Origin of the sequence: Mesorhizobium temperatum (genome assembly GCF_002284575.1) — a bacterium.
Lineage (GTDB): Bacteria > Pseudomonadota > Alphaproteobacteria > Rhizobiales > Rhizobiaceae > Mesorhizobium > Mesorhizobium temperatum.
In genome coordinates, this window is record NZ_NPKJ01000053.1 from 277,983 (window position 1) to 299,631 (window position 21,649).

General features: G+C 63.1%; 19 protein-coding genes. 16 read left to right on the plus strand and 3 right to left on the minus strand.

Annotated features, from left to right (window positions below):
* The first annotated feature begins 90 nt into the window (after positions 1–90).
* The 7 genes from CIT26_RS19210 (at position 91) to CIT26_RS19240 (ending at position 7,691) form a co-directional block, all read left to right on the plus strand.
* On the plus strand, positions 91–1,122 hold the full coding sequence (locus CIT26_RS19210) for a LacI family DNA-binding transcriptional regulator (RefSeq protein WP_095494025.1): 1,032 nt from the start codon (positions 91–93) through the stop codon (positions 1,120–1,122).
* A gap of 380 nt (positions 1,123–1,502) precedes the next feature.
* Complete coding sequence (locus CIT26_RS19215; RefSeq protein WP_095494026.1) at positions 1,503–2,444, plus strand: sugar ABC transporter substrate-binding protein; 942 nt, start codon at positions 1,503–1,505, stop codon at positions 2,442–2,444.
* 160 nt (positions 2,445–2,604) lie between these two features.
* Positions 2,605–3,681 carry an ABC transporter permease gene (locus CIT26_RS19220; protein WP_095494027.1) on the plus strand — a complete coding sequence of 359 codons (1,077 nt, stop codon included), beginning with the start codon at positions 2,605–2,607 and terminating at the stop codon, positions 3,679–3,681.
* A 2-nt stretch (positions 3,682–3,683) separates the two neighbouring features.
* On the plus strand, positions 3,684–4,451 hold the full coding sequence (locus CIT26_RS19225; protein ID WP_095494028.1) for an ATP-binding cassette domain-containing protein: 768 nt from the start codon (positions 3,684–3,686) through the stop codon (positions 4,449–4,451).
* Between the two features lie 129 nt (positions 4,452–4,580).
* Complete coding sequence (gene iolG / locus CIT26_RS19230) at positions 4,581–5,576, plus strand: inositol 2-dehydrogenase (protein WP_095494029.1); 996 nt, start codon at positions 4,581–4,583, stop codon at positions 5,574–5,576.
* A gap of 26 nt (positions 5,577–5,602) precedes the next feature.
* Positions 5,603–6,397: an SDR family oxidoreductase gene (locus CIT26_RS19235; RefSeq protein ID WP_095494030.1), complete on the plus strand. Its 795-nt coding sequence runs from the start codon at positions 5,603–5,605 to the stop codon at positions 6,395–6,397.
* A 202-nt stretch (positions 6,398–6,599) separates the two neighbouring features.
* Positions 6,600–7,691: a 3-deoxy-7-phosphoheptulonate synthase gene (locus CIT26_RS19240; protein WP_095494031.1), complete on the plus strand. Its 1,092-nt coding sequence runs from the start codon at positions 6,600–6,602 to the stop codon at positions 7,689–7,691.
* A 56-nt stretch (positions 7,692–7,747) separates the two neighbouring features.
* Here CIT26_RS19240 and CIT26_RS19245 read toward each other — a convergent pair whose 3' ends face one another.
* The gene (locus CIT26_RS19245) at positions 7,748–8,857 is read right to left on the minus strand and encodes a Gfo/Idh/MocA family protein (protein ID WP_095494032.1); all 1,110 of its coding nucleotides are present in this window, start codon (positions 8,855–8,857) and stop codon (positions 7,748–7,750) included.
* Positions 8,858–9,011: 154 nt separating this feature from the next.
* Between CIT26_RS19245 and CIT26_RS19250 the strand changes: the two genes are divergently transcribed.
* The 9 genes from CIT26_RS19250 to phnN all read left to right on the plus strand — a co-directional run bounded on the left by CIT26_RS19250 (position 9,012) and on the right by phnN (position 18,786).
* Positions 9,012–9,857: a MurR/RpiR family transcriptional regulator gene (locus CIT26_RS19250; protein ID WP_167391453.1), complete on the plus strand. Its 846-nt coding sequence runs from the start codon at positions 9,012–9,014 to the stop codon at positions 9,855–9,857.
* A gap of 215 nt (positions 9,858–10,072) precedes the next feature.
* The gene (locus tag CIT26_RS19255) at positions 10,073–12,007 is read left to right on the plus strand and encodes a bifunctional 5-dehydro-2-deoxygluconokinase/5-dehydro-2-deoxyphosphogluconate aldolase (RefSeq protein WP_095494034.1); all 1,935 of its coding nucleotides are present in this window, start codon (positions 10,073–10,075) and stop codon (positions 12,005–12,007) included.
* Positions 12,008–12,042: 35 nt separating this feature from the next.
* The gene (gene iolD, locus CIT26_RS19260; protein WP_095494035.1) at positions 12,043–13,893 is read left to right on the plus strand and encodes a 3D-(3,5/4)-trihydroxycyclohexane-1,2-dione acylhydrolase (decyclizing); all 1,851 of its coding nucleotides are present in this window, start codon (positions 12,043–12,045) and stop codon (positions 13,891–13,893) included.
* 171 nt (positions 13,894–14,064) lie between these two features.
* Positions 14,065–14,982 carry a myo-inosose-2 dehydratase gene (gene iolE, locus CIT26_RS19265; protein WP_095494036.1) on the plus strand — a complete coding sequence of 306 codons (918 nt, stop codon included), beginning with the start codon at positions 14,065–14,067 and terminating at the stop codon, positions 14,980–14,982.
* 47 nt (positions 14,983–15,029) lie between these two features.
* Positions 15,030–15,248 (plus strand): DUF3329 domain-containing protein, encoded by a 219-nt coding sequence (locus CIT26_RS19270; RefSeq protein ID WP_095494037.1) that lies wholly within the window; start codon positions 15,030–15,032, stop codon positions 15,246–15,248.
* A gap of 6 nt (positions 15,249–15,254) precedes the next feature.
* Positions 15,255–16,067 (plus strand): 5-deoxy-glucuronate isomerase, encoded by an 813-nt coding sequence (gene iolB, locus CIT26_RS19275; RefSeq protein ID WP_095494038.1) that lies wholly within the window; start codon positions 15,255–15,257, stop codon positions 16,065–16,067.
* Positions 16,068–16,220: 153 nt separating this feature from the next.
* Complete coding sequence (locus tag CIT26_RS19280) at positions 16,221–16,928, plus strand: DUF1045 domain-containing protein (RefSeq protein ID WP_095494039.1); 708 nt, start codon at positions 16,221–16,223, stop codon at positions 16,926–16,928.
* Positions 16,929–17,020: 92 nt separating this feature from the next.
* On the plus strand, positions 17,021–18,160 hold the full coding sequence (locus CIT26_RS19285; protein ID WP_095494040.1) for an alpha-D-ribose 1-methylphosphonate 5-triphosphate diphosphatase: 1,140 nt from the start codon (positions 17,021–17,023) through the stop codon (positions 18,158–18,160).
* Positions 18,157–18,786, plus strand: a complete 630-nt coding sequence (gene phnN, locus CIT26_RS19290; RefSeq protein WP_167391454.1) for a phosphonate metabolism protein/1,5-bisphosphokinase (PRPP-forming) PhnN — start codon at positions 18,157–18,159, stop codon at positions 18,784–18,786. The genes CIT26_RS19285 and phnN overlap by 4 nt, the downstream gene beginning before the upstream one ends.
* Before the next feature lie 210 nt (positions 18,787–18,996).
* Here phnN and CIT26_RS19295 read toward each other — a convergent pair whose 3' ends face one another.
* Together CIT26_RS19295 and CIT26_RS19300 are read right to left on the minus strand one after the other, a co-directional pair.
* A complete protein-coding gene (locus CIT26_RS19295) occupies positions 18,997–19,992 on the minus strand; it encodes an ABC transporter permease (protein WP_095494041.1) in 996 nt (331 codons plus the stop codon).
* A gap of 20 nt (positions 19,993–20,012) precedes the next feature.
* The gene (locus CIT26_RS19300) at positions 20,013–21,557 is read right to left on the minus strand and encodes a sugar ABC transporter ATP-binding protein (protein WP_095494042.1); all 1,545 of its coding nucleotides are present in this window, start codon (positions 21,555–21,557) and stop codon (positions 20,013–20,015) included.
* Between the last annotated feature and the right edge of the window lie 92 nt (positions 21,558–21,649).

Sequence of the window (21,649 nt, forward strand, 5' to 3'; positions counted from 1 at the left end):
CGCCATGCCATGATAGGCTCAATGTCACAAAGATAGTTTCTATCATTTCCCATCAGAATGATGTAAACTTTGGCAAGCGGAGAGACAGCCATGGCAAAACGGCCGACCATCACCGATCTGGCGCGCGCCTCCGGCGTCAGCGTCGCCACCGTCGACCGGGTGCTAAACAATCGCCTGCCGGTGCGCGAGGAAACCGCACGCCGTGTCTATGAGGCTGCAACCGATATCGGCTATCACGCCGCCGGACTGATCAAGCAGCGGATGCGCCAGGAACTGCCGGAATATCGGCTCGGCTTCCTGCTGCTGAGGGGCAATGATGTCTTCTACAGCGATTTCGCGCGGGAGCTCGAACTGGCGGTGTCGCAATCGCAGCGCTTCCGCGGCGTCGCAACCATCGACTTCGCCAGTTCGCTGGCGCCCGACGAGATCGCTGCCCAGATGCGCAAGCTGGCGGCGAAATCCAGGGCCGTCGCCCTTGTCGGTCCGGACCATCCGACGCTGACGGCAGCCGTCGAGACCCTGAAGGCAAGGGGGCAACCCGTCTTCTCCCTGCTGTCCGACTTTGCCGCCGGCATCCGCGAAGGCTATGTCGGCCTCGACAACCGCAAGGTCGGCCGCACCGCGGCTTGGATGATCGCCAAGGCGGCGAGGAAACCCGGCAAGGTCGCCCTTTTTGTCGGCAGCCATCGCTTCCATGGCCATGAGCTACGCGAGATCGGCTTCAGATCATTCTTCCGCGAGCATGCGCCGGAATTCACGGTGCTGGAGACGCTGGTCAATCTGGAGGCCAACCAGGTGACCCATGATGCGATGATCGATCTTCTGGCGCGGTACCCGGATCTTGCCGGCTGCTATGTCGCCGGCGGTGGCATGGAAGGCGCGGTTTCCGCGCTACGGGCGGCCAGGCCGGCAAACATGCCGGTGGTCGTCTGCAACGAGATCAACGCCGAATCGCGCGCGGCGCTCGCCGACAACATCCTGACCATGGTGATTTCGACGCCGCTGGCAGCACTATGCCGCGAGCTTGTCGGGCTGATGGCGCATGCCATCGAGGCAGGCGCTGCCAATGCGCCGGGCCAGACCTTCCTGCCCTTCGATATCTATCTACCGGAAAACATCTAGCTTCGGGCAAAACGTCTGGGCTCAGACAATTCATCCAGGTTCAGATCGGGCACCACGATGCGTCGCAATGATGTGAACCATCAGCCTGATGGATTCTTGCAGAATATTAGCCGACCCTCAGCCGCGTTATCCGAAAATCCGGCATCCGCTTTCGGAATCTCCTTGACGCCCGCACGCAGAATGGAATAAATATTTCACCAACTAGGTATTTTGGTTCTTTCGTTCCGGAACATCTGTTTCAAGCAGAGGACTTGGCGTTCCAGTCAACGCGGAAATCGCCATCAGGAACGGAGATGGCAATCGGGAGAGATTCCCTGGGAGATCGGGGATTCCGGGTAGATCGGTGCAGCCGGACACCAATTCTGTGGAGGAGAAATAAAATGAAGAAACTGCTTTTGGGCGTCGTGTTTTCGGCGCTGATGAGTTCGTCAGCCCTCGCTGCCAAGATCGGCGTGTCGATGGCGCTGTTCGATGACAATTTTCTCACCGTGCTGCGCAACGGCATGATCGAGCAGGCCAAGGGCATGGACGGCGTGCAGCTGCAGGTCGAGGACGCGCAGAACGACGTCGCCAAGCAGCTCGACCAGATCAAGAACTTTGTCGCCTCGGGAGTCGACGCGATCATCGTCAATCCGGTCGACACCTCGGCCACCCAGGCAATGTCGGACGCCGCGGCTGCGGCCAAGGTTCCGCTGGTCTATGTCAACCGCGAGCCGGTCAATGTCGACACGCTGCCGGACAACCAGGCCTTCGTCGCCTCGAACGAGGTAGAGTCCGGCACTCTCGAAACTCAGGAAGTCTGCCGCCTGTTCAAGGAGGCCGGCAAGACCGAGGCCAATGTCTACGTGATCATGGGCGAGCTGTCGAACCAGGCCGCGGTGCAGCGCACCAAGGACATTGACGATGTAATCGCCACTCCGGAATGCAGCTTCATCAAGATCATCGACAAGCAGACGTCGAACTGGAAACGCGAGGAAGCGCAGAATCTGATGACCAACTGGCTGTCGACCGGCACGCCGTTCGATGGCGTGATCGCCAACAATGACGAAAGCGCCATCGGTGCCATCCAGGCCATGAAGGCTGCCAACATCGACATGAAGTCGGTTGTCGTCGGCGGCGTTGACGCCACCCAGGACGCGCTTGCCGCGATGCAGGCGGGCGACCTTGACGCGACCGTGTTTCAGGATGCGGCCGGCCAGGGCGCCGGGGCGCTGGACGCCGCGCTCAAGCTTTCCAAGGGCGAGGCGGTCGAACAGAAGGTCTACATCCCCTTCCAGCTGGTCACGCCGGCAAACATCGACAAGTTCCTGAAGAAGAACTGAGGCTGCGAGACCGTTTTTCGATAGGGAGCGGCGCGTCGGAGCATCGGACCGGTTTTGGGGAGATCCGATGCTCAAACAAAGGGACAGCGCCGCTCCTCCTTCCCTCATCGCCGAAAACAAGCGGCGGGAGGGCGACTGCGGCTAACGGAGGAAGCAAGATTTGGCACAGACAACCCATGGCGTCGGCGGACTCAGCTATGATGCGAAGAAGCGCACATGGCCTGCCGAATTCAACGTTTTCCTGGCGCTCATCATCCTCGTCGGCGCCTTCGAGCTGATAGGCCGGGTCTTTCTTGGCGACAGCTTCCTGTTCAACACACGCGCCAATGTCGATACGATCTTCAACGAAGCGCGCCTGCAGATCATCATCCTGCAGGTGTCGATCGTCGGCATCATCGCCATCGGCGTGACGCAGGTGATCATTTCCGGCGGCATCGACCTTTCCTCTGGTTCGATCGTCGGCGCCACGGCGATGATCGCCATGAGTTTCGCCCAGGTGGCGACGGTCAACGGCAACCCGAATCCCAAGGCGATGTTCCTCGCGCAAGGCTGGACCGACCTGCCGGTGATCGTGCCGGTGCTGGTCGCGATCGGCTGCGGCCTGCTGGCGGGCTTGGTCAACGGCTCGTTGATCGCCTACACGCGCATTCCGCCGTTCATCGCCACGCTCGGCATGATGGTCACCGCGCGCGGCATCGCCAAATGGTGGTCCAAGGGGCAGCCGATCTCGTTTCCCACCGAAAGTTTCGCCGCCATCGGCAAGGGGCTGATGCCGGTCATCATCTTCATATCGCTGGCGATTCTGTTCCAGCTGATCCTGTCATACACCAGGTACGGGAAGCACTGTTATGCCATCGGCTCCAACGAGGACGCCGCCCGCATGTCCGGCATAAATGTCCAGAACCACAAGATCCTTGTCTTCGTCATTGCCGGCATCCTCGCCTCGCTCGCCGCCGTGGTGCTGAGCTCCAAAAACCTCACCGCTCAGGCCGGCATGGGCGTGATGTACGAACTGGACGCGATCGCCATGGCGGTCATCGGCGGCGTTTCGCTGTCGGGCGGCCGCGGCTCGATCATCGGAACGGTGATCGGTGCGCTGATCTTCGGCGTCATCATCTCCGGCTTCACCTTCCTGCGCCTCGACGCCTATTACCAGGAAATGGTCAAGGGCGTGATCATCATCGGCGCAGTCGTTCTCGACCAGTGGCGCCAGCGCCTGCGGGCAATGAGGGCTTGATCATGTCAGACATCGTCCTGAAGACCGAAAACCTGACCAAATATTATGGCGGCGTGCATGCGCTCGAAAGCGCGAACTTCGAACTGCGGAAGGGCGAGCATGTCGCCATCATGGGTGACAACGGCGCGGGCAAATCGACCTTCGTGCGCCAGATCACGGCCGTCGAGCAGCGCACCAGCGGCAAGGTCTGGTTCGACGGCAAGGAAGTGAACTTCGCCGGCCCGATCGCGGCGCGCGAGGCGGGCATCGAAACGGTGTTCCAGAACCTGGCGCTTGCCGACGATCTCGACGTGCCATCGAACCTGTTTCTCGGCCGCGAAAAGGTGCTCTTCAATCTCGGGCCTTTCTCGATCCTCGATCGCAAGTTCATGCGCAAGGCGACCGAGGCAGCGTTGGTCCGCACGGCGGTCAAGATTCCCAACCTTTCCAACACCATCCGCCACATGTCGGGCGGCCAGCGCCAGTGCGTGGCGATCGCCAGAACCGCGACTTTCGCTTCCAAGCTCATCATCATGGACGAGCCGACGGCAGCACTTGGCGTGCAGGAGACGATGCAGGTTGAAAACATCATCCGCACGCTGAAGGCCAATGGCGAGCCGCTGATCCTGATCAGTCACAACATGCGCCAGGTGTTCGACCTGGTCGACCGCATCGTCGTCTTCCGGCGCGGCCGCATCGTCGCCAATCTGCGCAAGCAGGACACCGACGGCAACGATATCGTTTCATACATCACCGGCGCCAAGACCGGGGAGGCCGAACTTGCCGCCTAGGACGGATGCCGGCCGGCGGGTCATCGGCCCGTCGCCGATCAGCCGCGACAAGAAAATCTACTGCGCCTCGCCCTGAACGGTACGGTAAAGACGCACTTCCATTTCGAACAATCCTCAAAGGAAATTCCCATGCCTCTCCGCTTCGCTCTTCTCGGTGCCGGCCGCATCGGCAAGGTCCACGCCCGTGCCGTCGGCTCCAATCCGCAGGCCAGGCTGGTCGCAGTTGCCGATGCATTCGAGAAGGCGGCGACGGATCTGGCGTCTGCCTATGGCGCGGAAGTGCGCACCATCGAGGCCATCGAAAAAGCCGGGGATATCGATGCGGTCATCATCTGCACGCCGACCGACACCCATGCCGATCTGATCGAGCGGTTCGCCAAGGCCGGCAAGGCGATCTTCTGCGAGAAGCCTATCGACCTCGACGCCGGCAGAGTGGAAGAATGCCTGGCCGTGGTCGAGAAGGCCGGCGCCACATTGATGGTCGGCTTCAACCGCCGTTTCGATCCGCATTTCGCCGCCGTGCGCAAAGCGATCGACGACGGCGCCATCGGCACGGTCGAGATGGTGACCATCACGTCGCGCGATCCCGGCCCGCCGCCGCTCGACTATATCGGCCGCTCGGGCGGCATCTTCCGCGACATGACCATCCATGATTTCGACATGGCGCGCTTCCTGCTCGGCGAGGAGCCGGTGGCGGTCAGCGCCCATGCCTCGGTGCTGGTCGACAAGAAGATCGGCGAGGCCGGCGATTTCGACAGCGTCAGCGTCGTTCTCGAAACCGCCTCCGGCAAGCAGTGCATCATCTCGAATTCGCGGCGAGCCACTTATGGCTATGACCAGCGCATCGAGGTGCATGGCTCGAAAGGCATGGTTGCGGCCGAGAACCAGCGGCCGGTGTCGATCGAACTGGCCAATGAGAAAGGCTATACGCGTCCGCCGCTGCACGACTTCTTCATGACCCGCTATCTCGACGCCTATGCCAACGAGATCGCCGCCTTCATCGCGGCGGCGACGTCAGGCAAGAAGGCGGCGCCGAGCGGCAAGGACGGGCTCGTCGCGCTGAGGCTGGCCGACGCAGCGCTGAAATCGGCTAGGGAAGGCAAGACCGTCCGCCTCGACAGCTGAGCAACACCAATCACAGGAGCAGAAAGATGAACGGTTCAGCCGGTCGCAATTCCGAAACACGCGCCATCGTCACCGGCGGCGCGCAAGGCATCGGCTTCGCCGTCGCCGAGGCGCTGGCCGACGAGGGCTGCCGGGCGCTGGCGCTGGTTGGCCGTTCCAAGGAGAAAGGCGACAAGGCGGTCGCTGCGCTTGGGAAAAGCGGCGTCGACGCCATCTTCATCAGCGCCGATGTGTCAGAGGTGGCCGACTGCAAGCGGGCCGTCGAAACTGCGATCGCTCATTTCGGAACCGTCAACGCGCTGGTCAACGCCGCCGCCACCTCGGCCCGCGGTTCACTGGTCGAGACCTCCGCGGAAACGTTCGACCAGATTTTCCAGACCAATGTGCGCGGCCCCTTCTTCCTGATGCAAGGCGTGGTGGCGCACCTGCTCGACCGCAAGGCGCCCGGCTCGATCGTCAATGTGCTGTCGATGTCGGCGCATTGCGGTCAGTCGTTCCTGGCACCCTATTCGTCAAGCAAGGGCGCACTGGCAACGCTGACCAAGAATGTCGCTAATGCGTACCGCAGCAACCGCATCCGCTGCAACGCGGTGCTGCCCGGCTGGATGGATACCGAGGGCGAGGCGATCGTGCAGGCGAAATTCCACGGCGCCGGACCGGACTGGCTGGAAAAGGCCGAAGCCGCGCAGCCGATGGGCCAGTTGGTGAAGCCGGCGCAGCTTGCCCGGCTGATCACCTATATGATCAGCCCGCAGTCCGGCGTCATGACCGGGTCGCTGGTCGACTACGATCAGAACGTCGCCGGAGCGGGCGCAGAGTAGCGTGACAAGCGCCCCGGCTTCGGCTATAGGGCTGACATGATCCACCTGACCGCCTCGTTTTGGTACTTTAGCTACTGCAGCTCGCTGGCGGCGGGAGGATTGCGCTCGATCTGAAGATTGCAGCATCAACATCCGAACAGCCGCCAGACCTGGCGGCTTTTTTGTTTCAGCCGGCAGGTCTCCCAACCAGGAGCAGAAAGCCGTGTTGACCACCACAGACGATCTTCGGGTCAAGGAAATAAGGGAATTGAGTACGCCGGACCAGGTGATGCGGGAGATACCGCGCACGCTGACGGCGACGCGCACCGTTGCCGCGTCACGCAACGCCATCCACGCCGTGCTGACCGGCGCCGATGACCGGCTGATCGTCGTCGTCGGCCCATGTTCGATCCACGACCCGGCCGCTGCCGTCGACTATGCTAGCCGTCTGGCGACGCTGCGCGAGAGCCTGTCGGACCGGCTGGAGATCGTGATGCGCGTGTATTTCGAGAAGCCGCGCACGACGGTCGGCTGGAAGGGCCTGATCAACGATCCCGACCTGGACGGCAGCTTCAATATCGACAAGGGACTGAGGCTGGCCCGCAGCGTGCTCTCGGCCGTCAACAATCTCGGCCTTCCGGCGGCGACCGAATTCCTCGACATGGCCACCCCGCAATACATTGCCGACCTCGTCGCCTGGGGGGCGATCGGCGCGCGCACGACCGAGAGCCAGATCCATCGCGAACTCGCATCCGGCCTGTCCTGCCCGGTCGGCTTCAAGAATGGCACCGACGGCAATTTGCGGATCGCCGTCGAGGCCGTGAAATCCGCCGCCCAGCCGCATCATTTCATGGCGGTGACGAAGGGCGGGCGCAGCGCCATCGCGACGACCACCGGCAACGAGGACTGCCACGTCATCCTGCGCGGCGGCATTGTGCCGAACTACGACGCAACGAGCATAGCTGCCGCCTGCGCGGCACTCGGCCGGGTCGGCGTAGCCCCTCGGCTGATGATCGATGTCAGCCACGCCAACAGCAACAAGAAGCCGGAGAACCAGCCGATAGTGGCGGCTGACGTGTCGGGCCAGGTCGCGGCAGGCGACGAGCGCATCATCGGCGTCATGATCGAGAGCAACCTCGTCGCCGGCCGGCAGGACGTCATGCCCGGCAAGCCGCTGGTCTACGGCCAGAGCATCACCGATGGCTGCATCGACTGGGCAACCACCGAGTCGGTGCTGCACGGCCTTGCCGACGCCGTCGAGCGACGCCGGTCAGCGCGACGCGCCCTGATCGCCAGCCGTCCAGGAGCCGCCTGAGACAGCTGACCCCGTTGGCCGCGGAAGCGCGGCCTGCGGCCGGCTGGAAGCAGCCGTTACCGCACCGCGATCCAGCGCTGCTCCTCGAACGAACGCGCCATGGCATGCACGGTGCGCTCGATTTCGAGTCCTTCGTCGAAATCGATGATGCGCGCCGGCTGGCCGGCAAGCCGTGTCAAAAGTTCCCGGCATTCGATGATCTTGAGATCGTTGAAGCCGAGGCCGTGGCCGGGTGCCGGCAGGAAGGCGTCGTAAGGCTTGTGGTGCGGCGCCACCAGGATGGTTCGGTAGCCTTGCTCGGTTGGGCGGTCGGCGGTGAGATAGAGCTGAAACTCGTTCATCCGCTCCTGGTCGTACAGGATCGAGCCCTTCGAGCCGAAGATCTGGATGGCGATCCGGCCCTTGCGGCCCCAGGCCGAACGGTTGACCAGCAGCGTGCCGGCAATGCCGTTTTCGAGATGCATCAGCACGCTGGCGATGTCGTAGGTCTCGACCGCGCGGCGCTCGCCGGACGCGACGCGGCGATCGGCATAGGGTTTTGCCATATCGCACATGACGCGGGCGACGCGTCCGAACAGCACGGCGACCAGCGACAGCGGATGCACGGCGAAATCGTCGAGCGCACCGTAACCGGACGCCGCCTCGTGCTTCCAGAAGAATAGCGCCTCCGGGTCGGCCATGAAATCCTCGTCCATCTCGATGCGCAGATGGTTGACCTCGCCGATGATCTTCTCGTCGAGCAGCGCACCGATATGGCGGATGGCCGGGTTCTGGATGTAGTTGTAGCCGAGCGCCGCCACCTTGCCGGACTTTTTGGCCGCCGCCGCCATGGCTTGCGCGTCGGCAAAACTCGGCGCCATCGGCTTTTCGCACCACAGATGCTTGCCGGCTTCGAGGATGGCGATAGCCATTTCCGGATGGAACTGGTTCGGCGTGGTCAGCGAGACGATATCAACATCCGGATCGTCGACGACGGCGCGCCAATCGCCGGAGGCCTTGGCGAAACCGAATTCGGTAGCCCGGCGTTTGGCAAGGTCTTCATTGACCTCGCCGAGATGGACCAGTCTTGGCTTGGCTACGTCGGGAAAGACGGTGCCGACCGCGTTCCAGGCGATGGCGTGACACTTGCCCATGAAGCCTGTGCCGATAAGACCGACTCCGACCATTTCCTTGCCTCCGTCGCCAGAAAGATTTGTGTGGATGAATTAGTCCATTTTATCCAGAAATGGAACGCATGCCTCATTTTTTATGGCCTTCTTGCACAGGCTCGCTATGATGGGGCACACACGGCATCGACTGATGGGCCTGGGCGGAGCGACGATGGACGAACGGGTGCCCCGCGATTTCGAGACGCTGCGTACGACGATCCTGGAACGGCGCCATAGCCTGCCCAAGCGCATCGCGCAGATCGCTGCCTATGCGCTCGACAATCCCGACGACATTGCCTTTGGCACCGCCGCCAGCATTGCCGCCTCCGCCGGCGTTCAGCCTTCGACCTTGATCCGCTTCGCCCAGCAGCTCGGCTTCGACGGCTTCACCAGCCTGCAGCTGGTGTTCCGCGAGCGGCTGCGTGAGCGCAATTCGTCCTATGACGAAAGGCTGGCGGCATTGCGCGCCAAGGCCGAGGAAGGCGCCGGTCACCGGGCGATTTTCGACGGCTTCGTCGCCGCGGCGAGCACCTCGCTCAACGATATTTCAGGCAGGCTGAACGAAGACCATTTCGAAGATGCGATCGCCCTGCTGGCGAAGGCGGAGACGATCTATGTGCTGGCCAAGCGCCGCTCGTATCCGGTCGCCTCCTACATCGCCTATGCGCTGGGCAAGCTCAAGATCCGCAACCAGCTGATCGAATCGGCCGCCGGCCTCAACGCCGAAATGATCAGCTTTGCCTCGCCCAGGGATGCCGTCATCGCCATCAGTTTCTCACCCTATGCCCCGGCGGCCATCGAGGAGGCGCGCGTCATTTCCGAGCAAGGCGTGCCGATCGTGGCGATCACCGACAGTTCCTTTTCGCCGCTCGCCCAGTTCGCCAAAGTCTGGTTCGAGGTCGCCGAGGCCGATTTCGCCGGCTTCCGCTCGCTGTCGGCAACGATGGCGCTGGCCATGGCGCTGACCGTTGCGGTTGGCGAAAAGCGGCGCGATGCGGGCAGGAAGCGCAAGACCTAGACAGCTTTTCTCTTGTTTGACCATGATCTTTTCCGAAAACCGGGCGCCACTTTTTGCTTCGCTGACCTTCGGTTCGGGATCATGGTCTAGCACTTTTCAGCAAAGGAATGCGCGTTCCATATTGACTATGGATTGGAATTATTATTTCATATTGCCGGCGCCACGCTGCCGCTCGCGCGTGTTACCCAAGACAACAAGGCTGATGGGAGGTTCGAATGGGCGAAGCCGTGGACGCGAAACATGCGCCGCTCGACGTCATCACCATTGGCCGCGCCTCCGTCGACCTCTACGGCCAGCAGATCGGCTCGCGCCTGGAGGACATCACCTCCTTTGCCAAGTCGGTTGGCGGCTGTCCGGCCAACATTTCGGTCGGCACGGCCAGGCTCGGCCTGCGCTCGGCGCTGCTCACCCGCGTCGGCGACGAGCAGATGGGCCGCTTCATCCGCGAGCAGCTGACCCGCGAGGGCGTTTCCGTGGCCGGCCTCAGGACCGACCCGGACCGGCTGACCGCGCTGGTGCTGCTGTCGGTCGAGGACGAAGGCGTCTCGCCGATGATCTTCTACCGCTCCGACTGCGCCGACATGGCGCTGGCGGAGGAGGACATAGATGAGACGTTCATCGCTTCGGCACGTGCGATCGTCGTCACCGGTACGCATTTTTCGCGGCCCAACAGCGACGCCGCGCAGCGCAAGGCGATCCGCACTATTAAGGCCAAAGGCGGCAAGGTGGTGTTCGACATCGACTACCGCCCTAATCTCTGGGGACTCGCCGGCCATGCCGAAGGCTTCGAGCGCTACGTGAAATCCGACCGGGTCTCCGCCCAGCTGAAGACAGTGCTGCCCGACTGCGACCTGATCGTCGGCACCGAAGAAGAGATCATGATCGCCTCCGGTGCGGATGATTGCCTGAGCGCGTTGAAGACCATCCGCTCGCTGTCCAAGGCCACGATCGTCTTGAAGCGCGGCGCCATGGGCTGCATCGTCTATGACGGGCCGATCAGCGATGATCTCGAAGACGGCATCGTCGGCAAGGGCTTTCCGATCGAGGTCTACAATGTGCTCGGTGCCGGCGATGCCTTCATGTCGGGCTTCCTGCGCGGCTGGCTCGGCGAGGAAAGCCTGGAGACGGCGGCGACCTGGGCCAATGCCTGCGGCGCCTTCGCCGTGTCGCGGCTGCTCTGCGCGCCGGAATACCCGACCTTCGAGGAACTGCAGTTCTTCCTGAAGAACGGCAGCAAGCATCTGGCCTTGCGCAAGGACGAGGCGATCAACCATATCCATTGGGCGACGACGCGCCGGCGCGATATTCCCTCGCTGATGGCGCTGGCCTGCGACCACCGTATCCAGCTCGACGATGTCGCCGCGAAAGCCGGCGCCGATCCGTCGCGCATCCATGATTTCAAGGTGCTGACGGTCAAGGCGGCGGCAAAGGTTGCCGCTGGTCGCGCCGGTTACGGCATGCTGCTCGACGAAAAATACGGTCGCGAGGCGATGTTCGAATTCGCCCGCCATTCCTTCGCCTGGCTTGGCCGGCCAGTCGAATTGCCCGGATCTCGGCCGCTTCGCTTCGAATTCTCGCAGGATATCGGCTCGCAATTGATCGAGTGGCCGGTCGACCATTGCATCAAGTGCCTGTGCTTCTACCACCCCGACGACCCGGAGGCGCTGAAGACCGAGCAGCAGCAGAAGCTCAAAAGCCTGTTCGAGGCCGCGCGGAAAGTGGGGAGAGAACTTCTGATCGAAATCATCGCCGGCAAACACGGCAAGCTCGACGACACGACGATCCCGCGCGCGCTGGAGGAACTCTATGCGCTTGATATCAAGCCCGACTGGTGGAAGCTTGAACCGCAGGCCTCAGCCGGGGCTTGGGCGAAGATCGAAGCGGTGATCCTGAAGAACGATCCGTGGTGCCGCGGGATTGTGCTGCTCGGCCTGGAAGCGCCACAGGACGAGCTGGAAGCGGCCTTTGCCGCCACCGCCAAGGCGCCCATCGTCAAGGGCTTCGCCGTCGGACGCACCATCTTCATCAACGCGGCCGAACAATGGCTTGCCGGCAAGATGTCGGACGACGAGGCAGTTGCCGACATGGCGTCGCGCTTCGAGAGGCTGACCGAGGCATGGCTTGCCGCGTGCGGCCGCAAAGCAGCATAAGAAGGCGCGGCATAAGGACTGCGGAGGAAAACAACATGACCAAGACATTCCGCCTGACGATGGCGCAGGCGCTGACCCGCTTTCTTGCCTGCCAGATGACCGAGATCGACGGCAGGAAAATGCCGATCTTCGGCGGCGTCTGGGCGATCTTCGGCCATGGCAATGTCGCCGGCGTCGGCGAGGCGCTCTATCAGGTCCGCGACGAATTGCCGACCTTTCGCGCCCATAACGAACAGGCGATGGCGCATGCGGCGATCGCCTACGCCAAGGCCAATTTCCGTCGCCGGTTCATGGCGGCTACCAGTTCGATCGGCCCCGGCGCGCTCAACATGGTGACGGCGGCAGCACTTGCGCATGTAAACAGGTTGCCTGTCCTGTTTCTGCCCGGCGACGTCTTCGCCAATCGCATCCCCGACCCTGTCCTGCAGCAGGCCGAGGATTTCTCCGACGGCACGGCGACGGTCAATGACTGCTTCCGCCCGGTGTCGCGCTATTTCGACCGCATCACCCGGCCCGAGCAGATCATCCCGGCGCTGAACCGTGCGATGCAGGTGCTGACCGATCCGGCCGATTGCGGACCGGTGACGCTGGCGCTCTGCCAGGACGTGCAGGCCGAGGCCTATGATTACCCCGAGAGCTTCTTTGCCGAACGGGTCTGGACCCAGCGCCGACCGCGTCCGGACCGCCAGGAGCTGGCGGCCGCGGTGGCGGCGCTGAAGGGCGCGCAGAAGCCATTGGTGATTGCCGGCGGCGGCGTGCTTTATTCGCAGGCTTCCGGCGAACTGGCAAAGCTGGTGCAGGGCGCCGGCATACCGGTCTGCGAGACACAGGGCGGCAAATCCTCGCTGCCGGACGATCATCCGCTCAACATGGCGGCGGTCGGCGTCACCGGCACTTCGGCTGCCAACCGGCTGGCTGAAGAAGCCGATGTCGTGCTTGCCATCGGCACCAGGCTGCAGGATTTCACGACCGGCTCGTGGGCGCTGTTCAAGAATTCCGGCAAGACCATTATCGGGCTGAACGTCCAGCCTTTCGATGCGGGAAAACACCAGGCGCTGCCGCTGGTCACTGATGCGGCGGAAGGGCTCGCCGAGCTTGGCGCGGCGCTGAACGGCTGGAAAGCGCCGGCTGCCTGGACCGACAATGCGGCCAAGGGCAAGAAGGACTGGCAGGCCGAAGCCGGCAAGGTGACCGCCTCGACCAATGCCGCCTACCCGTCCGACGCGCAGGTGATCGGTGCCGTGCAGCGCGCCATGGGCTCCGGCGTGATACTGCTTCATGCCGCCGGCGGCCTGCCCGGCGAATTGCACAAGCTTTGGCAAGCCGGCGCGCCCGGCTCCTACCACGCCGAATACGGCTTCTCGACCATGGGCTACGAGATCGCAGGCGGGCTCGGCGTGAAGATGGCCAAGCCCGACGAGGAGGTCGTCGTGATGATCGGCGACGGCTCCTATCTGATGCTCAATTCCGAGATCGCGACCTCGGTCATGCTCGGCCTCAAGCTGACCATCGTGCTGCTCGATAACAGAGGCTATGGCTGCATCAACCGGCTGCAGATGGCGACCGGCGGCGCCAACTTCAACAATCTGCTGAAGGACGCACGCCACGAAGTTATGCCCGATATCGACTTCGCCGCGCATGCGGCAAGCCTTGGTGCCATCGCCGAGAAGGTTTCGTCGATCGCCGGGCTGGAAACGGCGCTGGCAAAGGCGAAGAAGAATGCAAGGACCACAGCGCTGGTCATCGACACCGATCCTCTGGTGTCGACCGATGTCGGCGGCCATTGGTGGGATGTCGCCGTGCCGGAAGTTTCTTCGCGGCCGCAGGTCAACGCCGCACGCAAAGCCTATGAAGAAAAGCGGCGGATGCAGAGTGTTGGTGATTGATGTCGGCGCTGCCCCTCACCCTTACCCTCTCCCCGTGAGGACGGGGAGAGGGGGTCGCGAACGTTGACGTTTGTCCCTTCTCCCCGTCCTTACGGGGAGAAGGTGCCGGCAGGCGGATGAGGGGCAGCGCCGACGAATGAAAATTGAAAGATCTGACATTGGAGCAACGACTTGAAAGCCAAACTGGGCATGTCCCCAATTGCATGGTGGAACGACGACCTTGCGGAACTCAGCGATGACGTGTCGCTGGAGGAATGCTTGGCGCAGTCGCGTTCGGCGGGCTTCACCGGCATGGAAATGGGCCGCCGTTTCCCCAGCGATCCGAAAATCATGCTGCCGATCCTGAAGGAGGCCGACGTGACGCTCTGCGGCGGCTGGTTCTCCGGTACGCTGGTCGACGAAGACATGGCCAGGAACAAGGATCGCATCCAGCCGATGATCGATCTGTTCAAGGCGGTGAACGCGCCTTGCATCGTTTACGGCGAGGTCGGCCGCTCCATCCAGGGTGACCGCTCGAAGCCGCTCGCCACCAAGCCAAGGCTTTCGGATGACGAGATGAAAGCCTATGCGAGGCGCCTCACCCAGTTCGGCGAATGGTGCGCCGAGCAGGGCATGCCGCTCTCGTATCACCATCATATGGCGGCGGTGGTCGAGACCGAGCCGGAGCTCGATACCTTCATGCGCTATTCGGGTGAAGGCATTCCCTTGCTGCTCGATGCCGGTCACCTGGCCTTTGCCGGCGGTGACGTTCTGCGCGCCATCGACAACCATCACCGGCGCATCAACCACGTGCATGTGAAGGATGTGCGCATGGGGGTGATTGAAAAACTGGATCGCCAGAAGCAATCCTTTCTCGATGCCGTGGCGCTTGGCGCCTTCACGGTGCCGGGAGATGGTTCGCTGGATTTCGGCGCCATTGTGGAAAGGCTGGCGAAGTACGGCTATGAAGGCTGGTTCGTGGTCGAAGCCGAGCAGGACCCGAAGAAGAATCCGCCGCTCAAGATGGCGCAAGTCGGCTACAAGGAGTTGATGCGGGTGATGACGGCCGCCGGCTACACGGTTGCAACACAGGGCTTCCCCCATGCTTGAATGCAGTATTCCCGGCGAAGGGCTGATCCGATGCGGGGGTTGATCCGATGAAGGACTCTGAGCATCCGTTCTTCCGGCCTTTGTGGCGGCGCGTTGCCATCGTCGCGGTCTGCCTGGGCTGGGCCGTGGTCGAATTTGCCACCGGCGCGCCGTTCTGGGGCACGATCGCGCTCGGCTTCGCCGGCTATGCCGTCTGGCAGTTCTTCTATCTCTACAAGCCGGCCGACGGCGGCAAGGATCCGGCCGATACCGAACCAAAGGAATGAAGCGCGATGTCGAAACTGCTGGTCAAAGCCGATAAGGGGCATGGCCGCGTCGCCCATGTGACGCCGCAAAACGCCGGCTGGACCTATGTCGGTTTCGATCTGCATCGGCTGCGGCCAGGCGAAACAGCCTCCGGACAAACCGCGAACCGTGAAGTCTGCCTGGTGTTCGTCACCGGCAAGGGCAAGGCCAAGGCCGGCGGCAAGGATCTCGGCCTGCTCGGCGAACGCATGTCGCCCTTCGAAGGCAAGCCGTGGTCGGTCTACGTACCGCAGGGCTCTGACTGGTCGGTGACCGCCGACACCGACCTCGAAGTCGCGGTCTGCTCGGCGCCGGGGCTTGGCGGCGGCCTGCCGGTCCGCGTCATTGCGCCGAAGGATCTCGGCCAGGAGGTTCGCGGCAAGGGCACCAACACGCGCTATGTCACCAACATCCTGCCGGAAGGCAAGCCGGCCGATTCATTGCTGGTGGTCGAGGTCATCACGCCGGGCGGCCATACATCGAGCTATCCGCCGCACAAGCATGACCAGGACAATCTGCCGGCCGAATCCTATCTTGAGGAGACCTATTACCACCGCCTCAATCCGCCGCAGGGCTTTGCCTTTCAGCGCGTCTACACCGATGCCGATCGGAATGGTGCTCGTTCGCTCGACGAGGCGATGGCAATCGAGGACGGCGACGTCGTGCTGGTGCCAAAGGGCTATCACCCTTGTGCCGCCTGCCATGGCTACGACCTCTACTACCTCAACGTCATGGCCGGGCCGAAGCGGACGTGGAAATTCCACAACGCGCCCGAGCACGAATGGCTGATGAAGGCCTGAGGCGCTGCCCGTCCGGGTCGGCAAACTGGCCCAAGGCGAAAAAATCGTCGGCTAATGACCCGCCTGAACAACTTTGTTATCAGGAGCGATCATCAGCTTCGTCATTTCGTCATGCAAATCGCCTATGGCAGCGGGAGTTGACGAGGACTTTCGATGCGCTACGCTATCTATTTCACACCCCGGCAGGACGAACCGCTGGCGCGGATCGCCGCCAATTGGCTCGGCCGCGACCCGTTCGGCGCTGCCACGAGGCCGGTCGAGGCCGTGGGCGAACTATCGGCGGCGGAAGTCGCCTTCCACACCGCTTCGGCGCGCCGCTACGGCTTTCATGCGACGCTTAAGGCGCCTTTCCGGCTGGCTTCGAACGAAACGGAAGGCGCGCTTCGCGCGGCACTGGACGATTTCGCCGAGACGACGCCGGTGGTGACCATCCCGCGGCTGGTCGTCAGCCAGATCGACGGCTTCTTCGCGCTGGTGCCGGAAGGACCGCTGCCGGCGCTCAACCGCTTCGCCGACGACGTGGTGCGCGACTTCGACCGTTTTCGCGCACCGCTGAGCGAGGCTGAGATCAAACGGCGCAGCCCCGATTCGCTGAAGCCGGCTGAATTCCGCAATCTCTGCCAGTGGGGTTACCCCTATGTCTTCGGGACCTTCCGGTTCCATATGACGCTGTCCGGCCGTGTCTCGTCACAGGAAAGCCCTCGCCTTCGCGCAGCAATCGACAGCCTGTTTGCGCAGGTCCTGCAACGGCCGGTGCCGGTGGACGCACTGACCCTGTTTGTCGAAACCGAACCTGGCGCCCCGTTCATGGTGCTTTCCCATCACGCGCTCGGGCGCCGCCCGGCCAGAAAAACTGCCTGAAATGGCTATTTGTTTTAACCGCATTTGTGCGACGCCAATTCACCCAATCGGTGATTCCAATTGGCTGCAAAATGCTCCAAGGACTGCCTGAAATGACCGCCGAGACCGTTCTCAACAATGCCCGCATCGTGCTTGCCGACGAGATCGTCGAAGGGTCGATCGTGCTGCGCGACGGCTTGATCGCCGGGATCGATGCCGGTGCCGGCCGGAGCGGCGAGGACATGGGCGGCGATTTCATCATTCCCGGGCTGGTGGAGCTTCACACCGACCATCTCGAAGGCCATTACGCGCCGCGGCCGAAAGTGCGCTGGAACCCGATCGCCGCGGTGCTCGCTCACGACGCGCAAGTGGCGACCGCCGGCATCACCACCGTGCTCGATGCCTTGCGTGTCGGCATGGATGACGACGCCGACATGAATTCGGCCGACATGCGCAAGCTGGCCGATGCGATCGAGGACAGCGTCCAGCAGGACCGGCTGCGGGCCGACCATTTCATCCATCTGCGCTGCGAGGTTTCGGCGCCGGATTGCCTCGCAGCCTTCGCCCATTTCGACGGCGATGACAGGATCAAGCTGGCGTCGCTGATGGACCATGCGCCGGGACAGCGCCAGTTCGTCGATTTGGAAACCTATGCCTATTACTATCAGCGCAAGCTGAAGCTGACGGACCGCGAATTCCAGCAATTCTGTGAGAAGCGGATGGCGGAGTCGGCGACGAATTCTGGGCCGAACCGCGCCTTCATCGCTGCTGCCTGCCATCAGCGCGGCATCGTGCTGGCCAGCCATGACGACGCCACGACCGGCCATGTCGACGAGGCGATCGAACAAGGCGTCCGCGTCGCCGAATTCCCGACCACCAAAGAGGCCGCAAAAGCTTCGAAGGCGGCAGGGCTCGGGGTGCTGATGGGCGCCCCGAACGTCATGCGCGGCGCCTCGCATTCGGGCAATGTTTCGGCCCGCACGCTCGCCGGCGAGGGCCTGCTCGACATATTGTCGTCCGATTACATTCCCTTTAGCCTGATCCAGTCGGCGTTTTTCCTCGGCGACGTGGTCGACGGCATTTCCTTGCCTCAGGCGGTCGCCATGGTCTCGAAGAACCCGGCCGAGGCAGTCGGCCTCTCCGACCGCGGCGTCATCGAACAGGGCCGGCGCGCCGATCTGGTTCGTGTACGTCTCGACGACCATGTCCCGGTTGTCCGCACCGTCTGGCGGCAGGGACGCCGGGTCGCATGATGGCGTCGGCGTTGATCGAGCGTGAATTGTCGCCCGCGGCGTTTCCGATCCGCGACGGGGTCTTCGTCGCCGTCGTCGGCCCGAGCGGCGCCGGCAAGGACACGGTGATCGGCTATGCCCGGTCGCTATTTGCCGACGAGACCCGGCTGGAGTTCGTCCGCCGGGTCATCACCCGGCCGAGCGACACGGCAAGCGAGGATCACGACTCGCTTGCCGATGCGGCCTTTGTCGAGGCGGAAGCGGATGGCGCCTTCGCCATCTCCTGGGAGGCGCATGGCTTGCGCTACGGCATCCCGGCTGAAGTCGACCGGTCGGTCGCCAACGGCCGCGTCGCCATCGCCAATGTCTCCCGCGCCATCATCCCGGGGCTGCGTGATCGTTATGCCAATCTGGCGATCGTCGAGATCACCGCATCGCCGGAAATCCTGGCGGAGCGGCTGGCGATGCGCGGCCGCGAGTCGCGCGGCGAAGTGCTGGCGCGGCTGGCGCGTAGCGCCAATGTGGCGTTGTCCGGACCAGGCGTCACCTCGATCGACAACAGCGGCCCGCGCGAAGCGGCCGGCGAGCGCTTTGCCGACGTGCTGCGCAAGGCGATGGCCTTCTCCGACATGTCGGGCTTAATTTAGGGCTGCGTCTTCCCTTCTCCCCTTGTGGGAGAAGGTGGATCGGCGCGCAGCGCCAAGACGGTTGAGGGGTGCTGGCCGGAGCTCGGTCGGCGTCAAGCTGGAACACCCTCATCCGGCCGAGCTGAGCCTGTCCTCGGGCTTGCCGGAGGCAAGACCCGTGGGCTCGGCCACCTTCTCCCACAACAAGGGGAGAAGGAAAAGGCGGTGCGGTTATTCCGCTGCCGCACCAGCCGTGCCCTTGCGGGTTGCCTCCAGCATCAGCCGCCGCTCCCGGTACACGCCCCATTGCTGGTCGACCAATACGCCGATGAGGATTACCCCGCCCATCACCGCGAAATTGAGCGAGGACGGGATGCCGAGCAGGTTGACGAGGTTCTGCAGTTCCTGCAGCAGGACCGTTCCGAGGATGACGCCGATCAGCGAGCCCTCGCCGCCGCGCAGCGAGAAGCCGCCGAGCACTGCCGCGGCAATGGCGTAGAGTTCGTAGAACTGGCCGTGGCTGGCCGGCGAGATCGAGCGCGTGTACATCGCGAAATAGATCGCCGACAGCGCCGTCAGCACGCCGCAGATGACATAGGCCGCCATGACGACGCGGCCGGTGCGGATGCCGGAATATTTCGCCGCCTCCTCGTTCTTGCCGATGGCGTAGAGGTAGCGGCCGAACACCGAACGGTGCAGCACCACCCACATCACGATGGCGATGACGATCAGCGCGATGAAGCTGTTTGGCACGCCATAGGATCGCCCGGCGGTCAGGAACTCGAGTTCCGGAAAGTTCTGTCCGAAGGCAAAGCCCGCCGTGCCGTCGGCAGTGTAGAACCGCGCGACGCCGCGATAGATCAAGAGGCCGCACAGCGTCACCACGAAAGGCTGCAATTTGAGCCGCGTGATCAGCCAGCCATGTGCCAGCCCGATGATGCCGCCGAGCACGAGGATTAGCGGCAGCGCCACCGGCCATGCCATGCCTCGCGTGGCGATGAAATCGACGAAGAGGACGCCGAGCAGCGCGACCACCGAGCCGACCGACAATTCGATGCCGCCGGTGATGATGACGAAAGCCTGGCCGATCGCCAGTATGCCGAACAGCCCAATCAGGTTCGAGGTGTTGGCGAGGTTGATCGGCAGCAGGAAGCGCGGATTGATGATCGCCACCACCGCTCCCACCACGAGGATTAGGATCAGCAGGCCGAGATCTTTCTTGCTCATCGTCTTCTCCCCAATGCCTGCTATTTCGGTTGCTTGCCGACGGCCAGCAGCAATACGTTTTCCTGGCTGAACTGTTCCTTGTCGAGAATGCCTGAGATCTGGCCCTCATGCATGACGGCGATGCGGTCGGAGACGCCGATCACCTCCTCCATGTCGCTGGAGATCATCAGCACGGCGACGCCGGCATCGGCCAGCGCCCGCATCAGCCCGTAGATCTCGGCCTTGGCGCCGATGTCGATGCCGCGTGTCGGCTCGTCGAGGATCATCACCCTGGGGTTCATGGCCAGCCATTTGGCCAGCACGACTTTTTGCTGGTTGCCGCCGGACAGCGTGCCGGTGCGCGTCGCCACCGAGGGCGCCTTGATGCCGAGATTGCGTTTCTGCTTCTCGGCGGTGACGGCTTCAGCGCTGGCAGAAACCAGGGACCGTCGGGCATGCGCCGGAAGATTGGGGAGCGAAATATTCTGGGCAATCGACAGATCGAGCAGGATTCCGGTCAGCTTGCGATCCTCGGGGACGAGGAAAATCCCGTTGGCCACAGCGTCGGCGGCCGAACCAAGAACCAGATCTTTTCCATCAAGCTGGAGCGCACCGCCAAGGCTCTTGTCGATGCCGAAAAGCACACGCGCCAGTTCGGTGCGGCCGGAGCCGACAAGACCCGCCAGGCCAAGAATTTCGCCATGCCTGACGCCGAGATCGACTGGCCGATCGGGATAGGCAGTGGTGCGAACGGCCTTGGCCGACAGAGCGACGGTGCCGGGCGGGCGCGCCGATTCTGCCGCCTTCTCCCTCTCCTTCAGCATGCGGCCGATCATCAGTTTGACCATCTGGTCGTGATTGATGGCGTTCTTCGGCAGCGTGCCGGCAAGCATACCGTCCCTCAGCACGACGACGCGATCGGCGACCCGCTCGACCTCGTGAAGACGGTGCGAGATGAAGATGACGCTGATGCCCTCCGCCTTCAGAGCCTTGATGACATCGAGCAGCTTGTCGGTCTCGGCAAGTGGCAGGCTCGATGTCGGCTCGTCGAGGATGACCAGCCTTGCCTCGATCGACAGCGCCTTGGCGATTTCGACCATCTGCTGCTGGGCGAGCGACAGCGTCGATACCGGCGTGTCGGCCGAAAAGTTGGCGCCCACGCGTTTGAGCAGCGGCGCCGACAGCGCGCGCAGCCTGGCGCGGTCGACAAGCCTGAACGGACCGGCGCGCAAAGGTTCACGGCCGAAAAAGATGTTGGCAGCAACGTCGAGGTTTTCGAACAGGTTGAGTTCCTGGTGGACGAAGGCGATGCCGGAACCGATGCTGGCCTCGACGGTCAGCCGGTCATGGGCGACGCCGTCGACGGTGATCGTGCCGGTGTCGGGGGTGGTCACGCCGCCGAGGATCTTCATCAGCGTCGACTTGCCGGCGCCGTTCTCGCCGACGAGGCCGATGACCTCGCCAGGCCTGACCTCCATTGAAAATCCATCCAGCGCGACCACGCCGGGATAGGTCTTGCGCACGCCCTCGAGACTGAGGAACGGGGCAGTCGTGGATACGCCGATGGATGCGTCGGAATAATTCATCACACCTGACAGCAGCCGGTGGGCCGTTTTAGCCACATCTGCAGACTGACGACCCTCGCAGGGTTCGTCAATGCGAACGGCCGGCCCGAGGC

What these genes read in the sequence shown, in the direction of transcription:
- CIT26_RS19210 (WP_095494025.1), top strand. Translation starts at nt 91, where the DNA reads ATGGCAAAACGGCCGACCATCACCGATCTGGCGCGCGCCTCCGGCGTC.
- CIT26_RS19215 (WP_095494026.1), top strand. Translation starts at nt 1,503, where the DNA reads ATGAAGAAACTGCTTTTGGGCGTCGTGTTTTCGGCGCTGATGAGTTCG.
- CIT26_RS19225 (WP_095494028.1), top strand. Translation starts at nt 3,684, where the DNA reads ATGTCAGACATCGTCCTGAAGACCGAAAACCTGACCAAATATTATGGC.
- iolG (WP_095494029.1), top strand. Translation starts at nt 4,581, where the DNA reads ATGCCTCTCCGCTTCGCTCTTCTCGGTGCCGGCCGCATCGGCAAGGTC.
- CIT26_RS19235 (WP_095494030.1), top strand. Translation starts at nt 5,603, where the DNA reads ATGAACGGTTCAGCCGGTCGCAATTCCGAAACACGCGCCATCGTCACC.
- CIT26_RS19245 (WP_095494032.1), bottom strand. Translation starts at nt 8,857, where the DNA reads ATGGTCGGAGTCGGTCTTATCGGCACAGGCTTCATGGGCAAGTGTCAC.
- CIT26_RS19250 (WP_167391453.1), top strand. Translation starts at nt 9,012, where the DNA reads ATGGACGAACGGGTGCCCCGCGATTTCGAGACGCTGCGTACGACGATC.
- CIT26_RS19255 (WP_095494034.1), top strand. Translation starts at nt 10,073, where the DNA reads ATGGGCGAAGCCGTGGACGCGAAACATGCGCCGCTCGACGTCATCACC.
- iolD (WP_095494035.1), top strand. Translation starts at nt 12,043, where the DNA reads ATGACCAAGACATTCCGCCTGACGATGGCGCAGGCGCTGACCCGCTTT.
- CIT26_RS19270 (WP_095494037.1), top strand. Translation starts at nt 15,030, where the DNA reads ATGAAGGACTCTGAGCATCCGTTCTTCCGGCCTTTGTGGCGGCGCGTT.
- iolB (WP_095494038.1), top strand. Translation starts at nt 15,255, where the DNA reads ATGTCGAAACTGCTGGTCAAAGCCGATAAGGGGCATGGCCGCGTCGCC.
- CIT26_RS19280 (WP_095494039.1), top strand. Translation starts at nt 16,221, where the DNA reads ATGCGCTACGCTATCTATTTCACACCCCGGCAGGACGAACCGCTGGCG.
- CIT26_RS19285 (WP_095494040.1), top strand. Translation starts at nt 17,021, where the DNA reads ATGACCGCCGAGACCGTTCTCAACAATGCCCGCATCGTGCTTGCCGAC.
- phnN (WP_167391454.1), top strand. Translation starts at nt 18,157, where the DNA reads ATGATGGCGTCGGCGTTGATCGAGCGTGAATTGTCGCCCGCGGCGTTT.
- CIT26_RS19295 (WP_095494041.1), bottom strand. Translation starts at nt 19,992, where the DNA reads ATGAGCAAGAAAGATCTCGGCCTGCTGATCCTAATCCTCGTGGTGGGA.
- CIT26_RS19300 (WP_095494042.1), bottom strand. Translation starts at nt 21,557, where the DNA reads ATGAATTATTCCGACGCATCCATCGGCGTATCCACGACTGCCCCGTTC.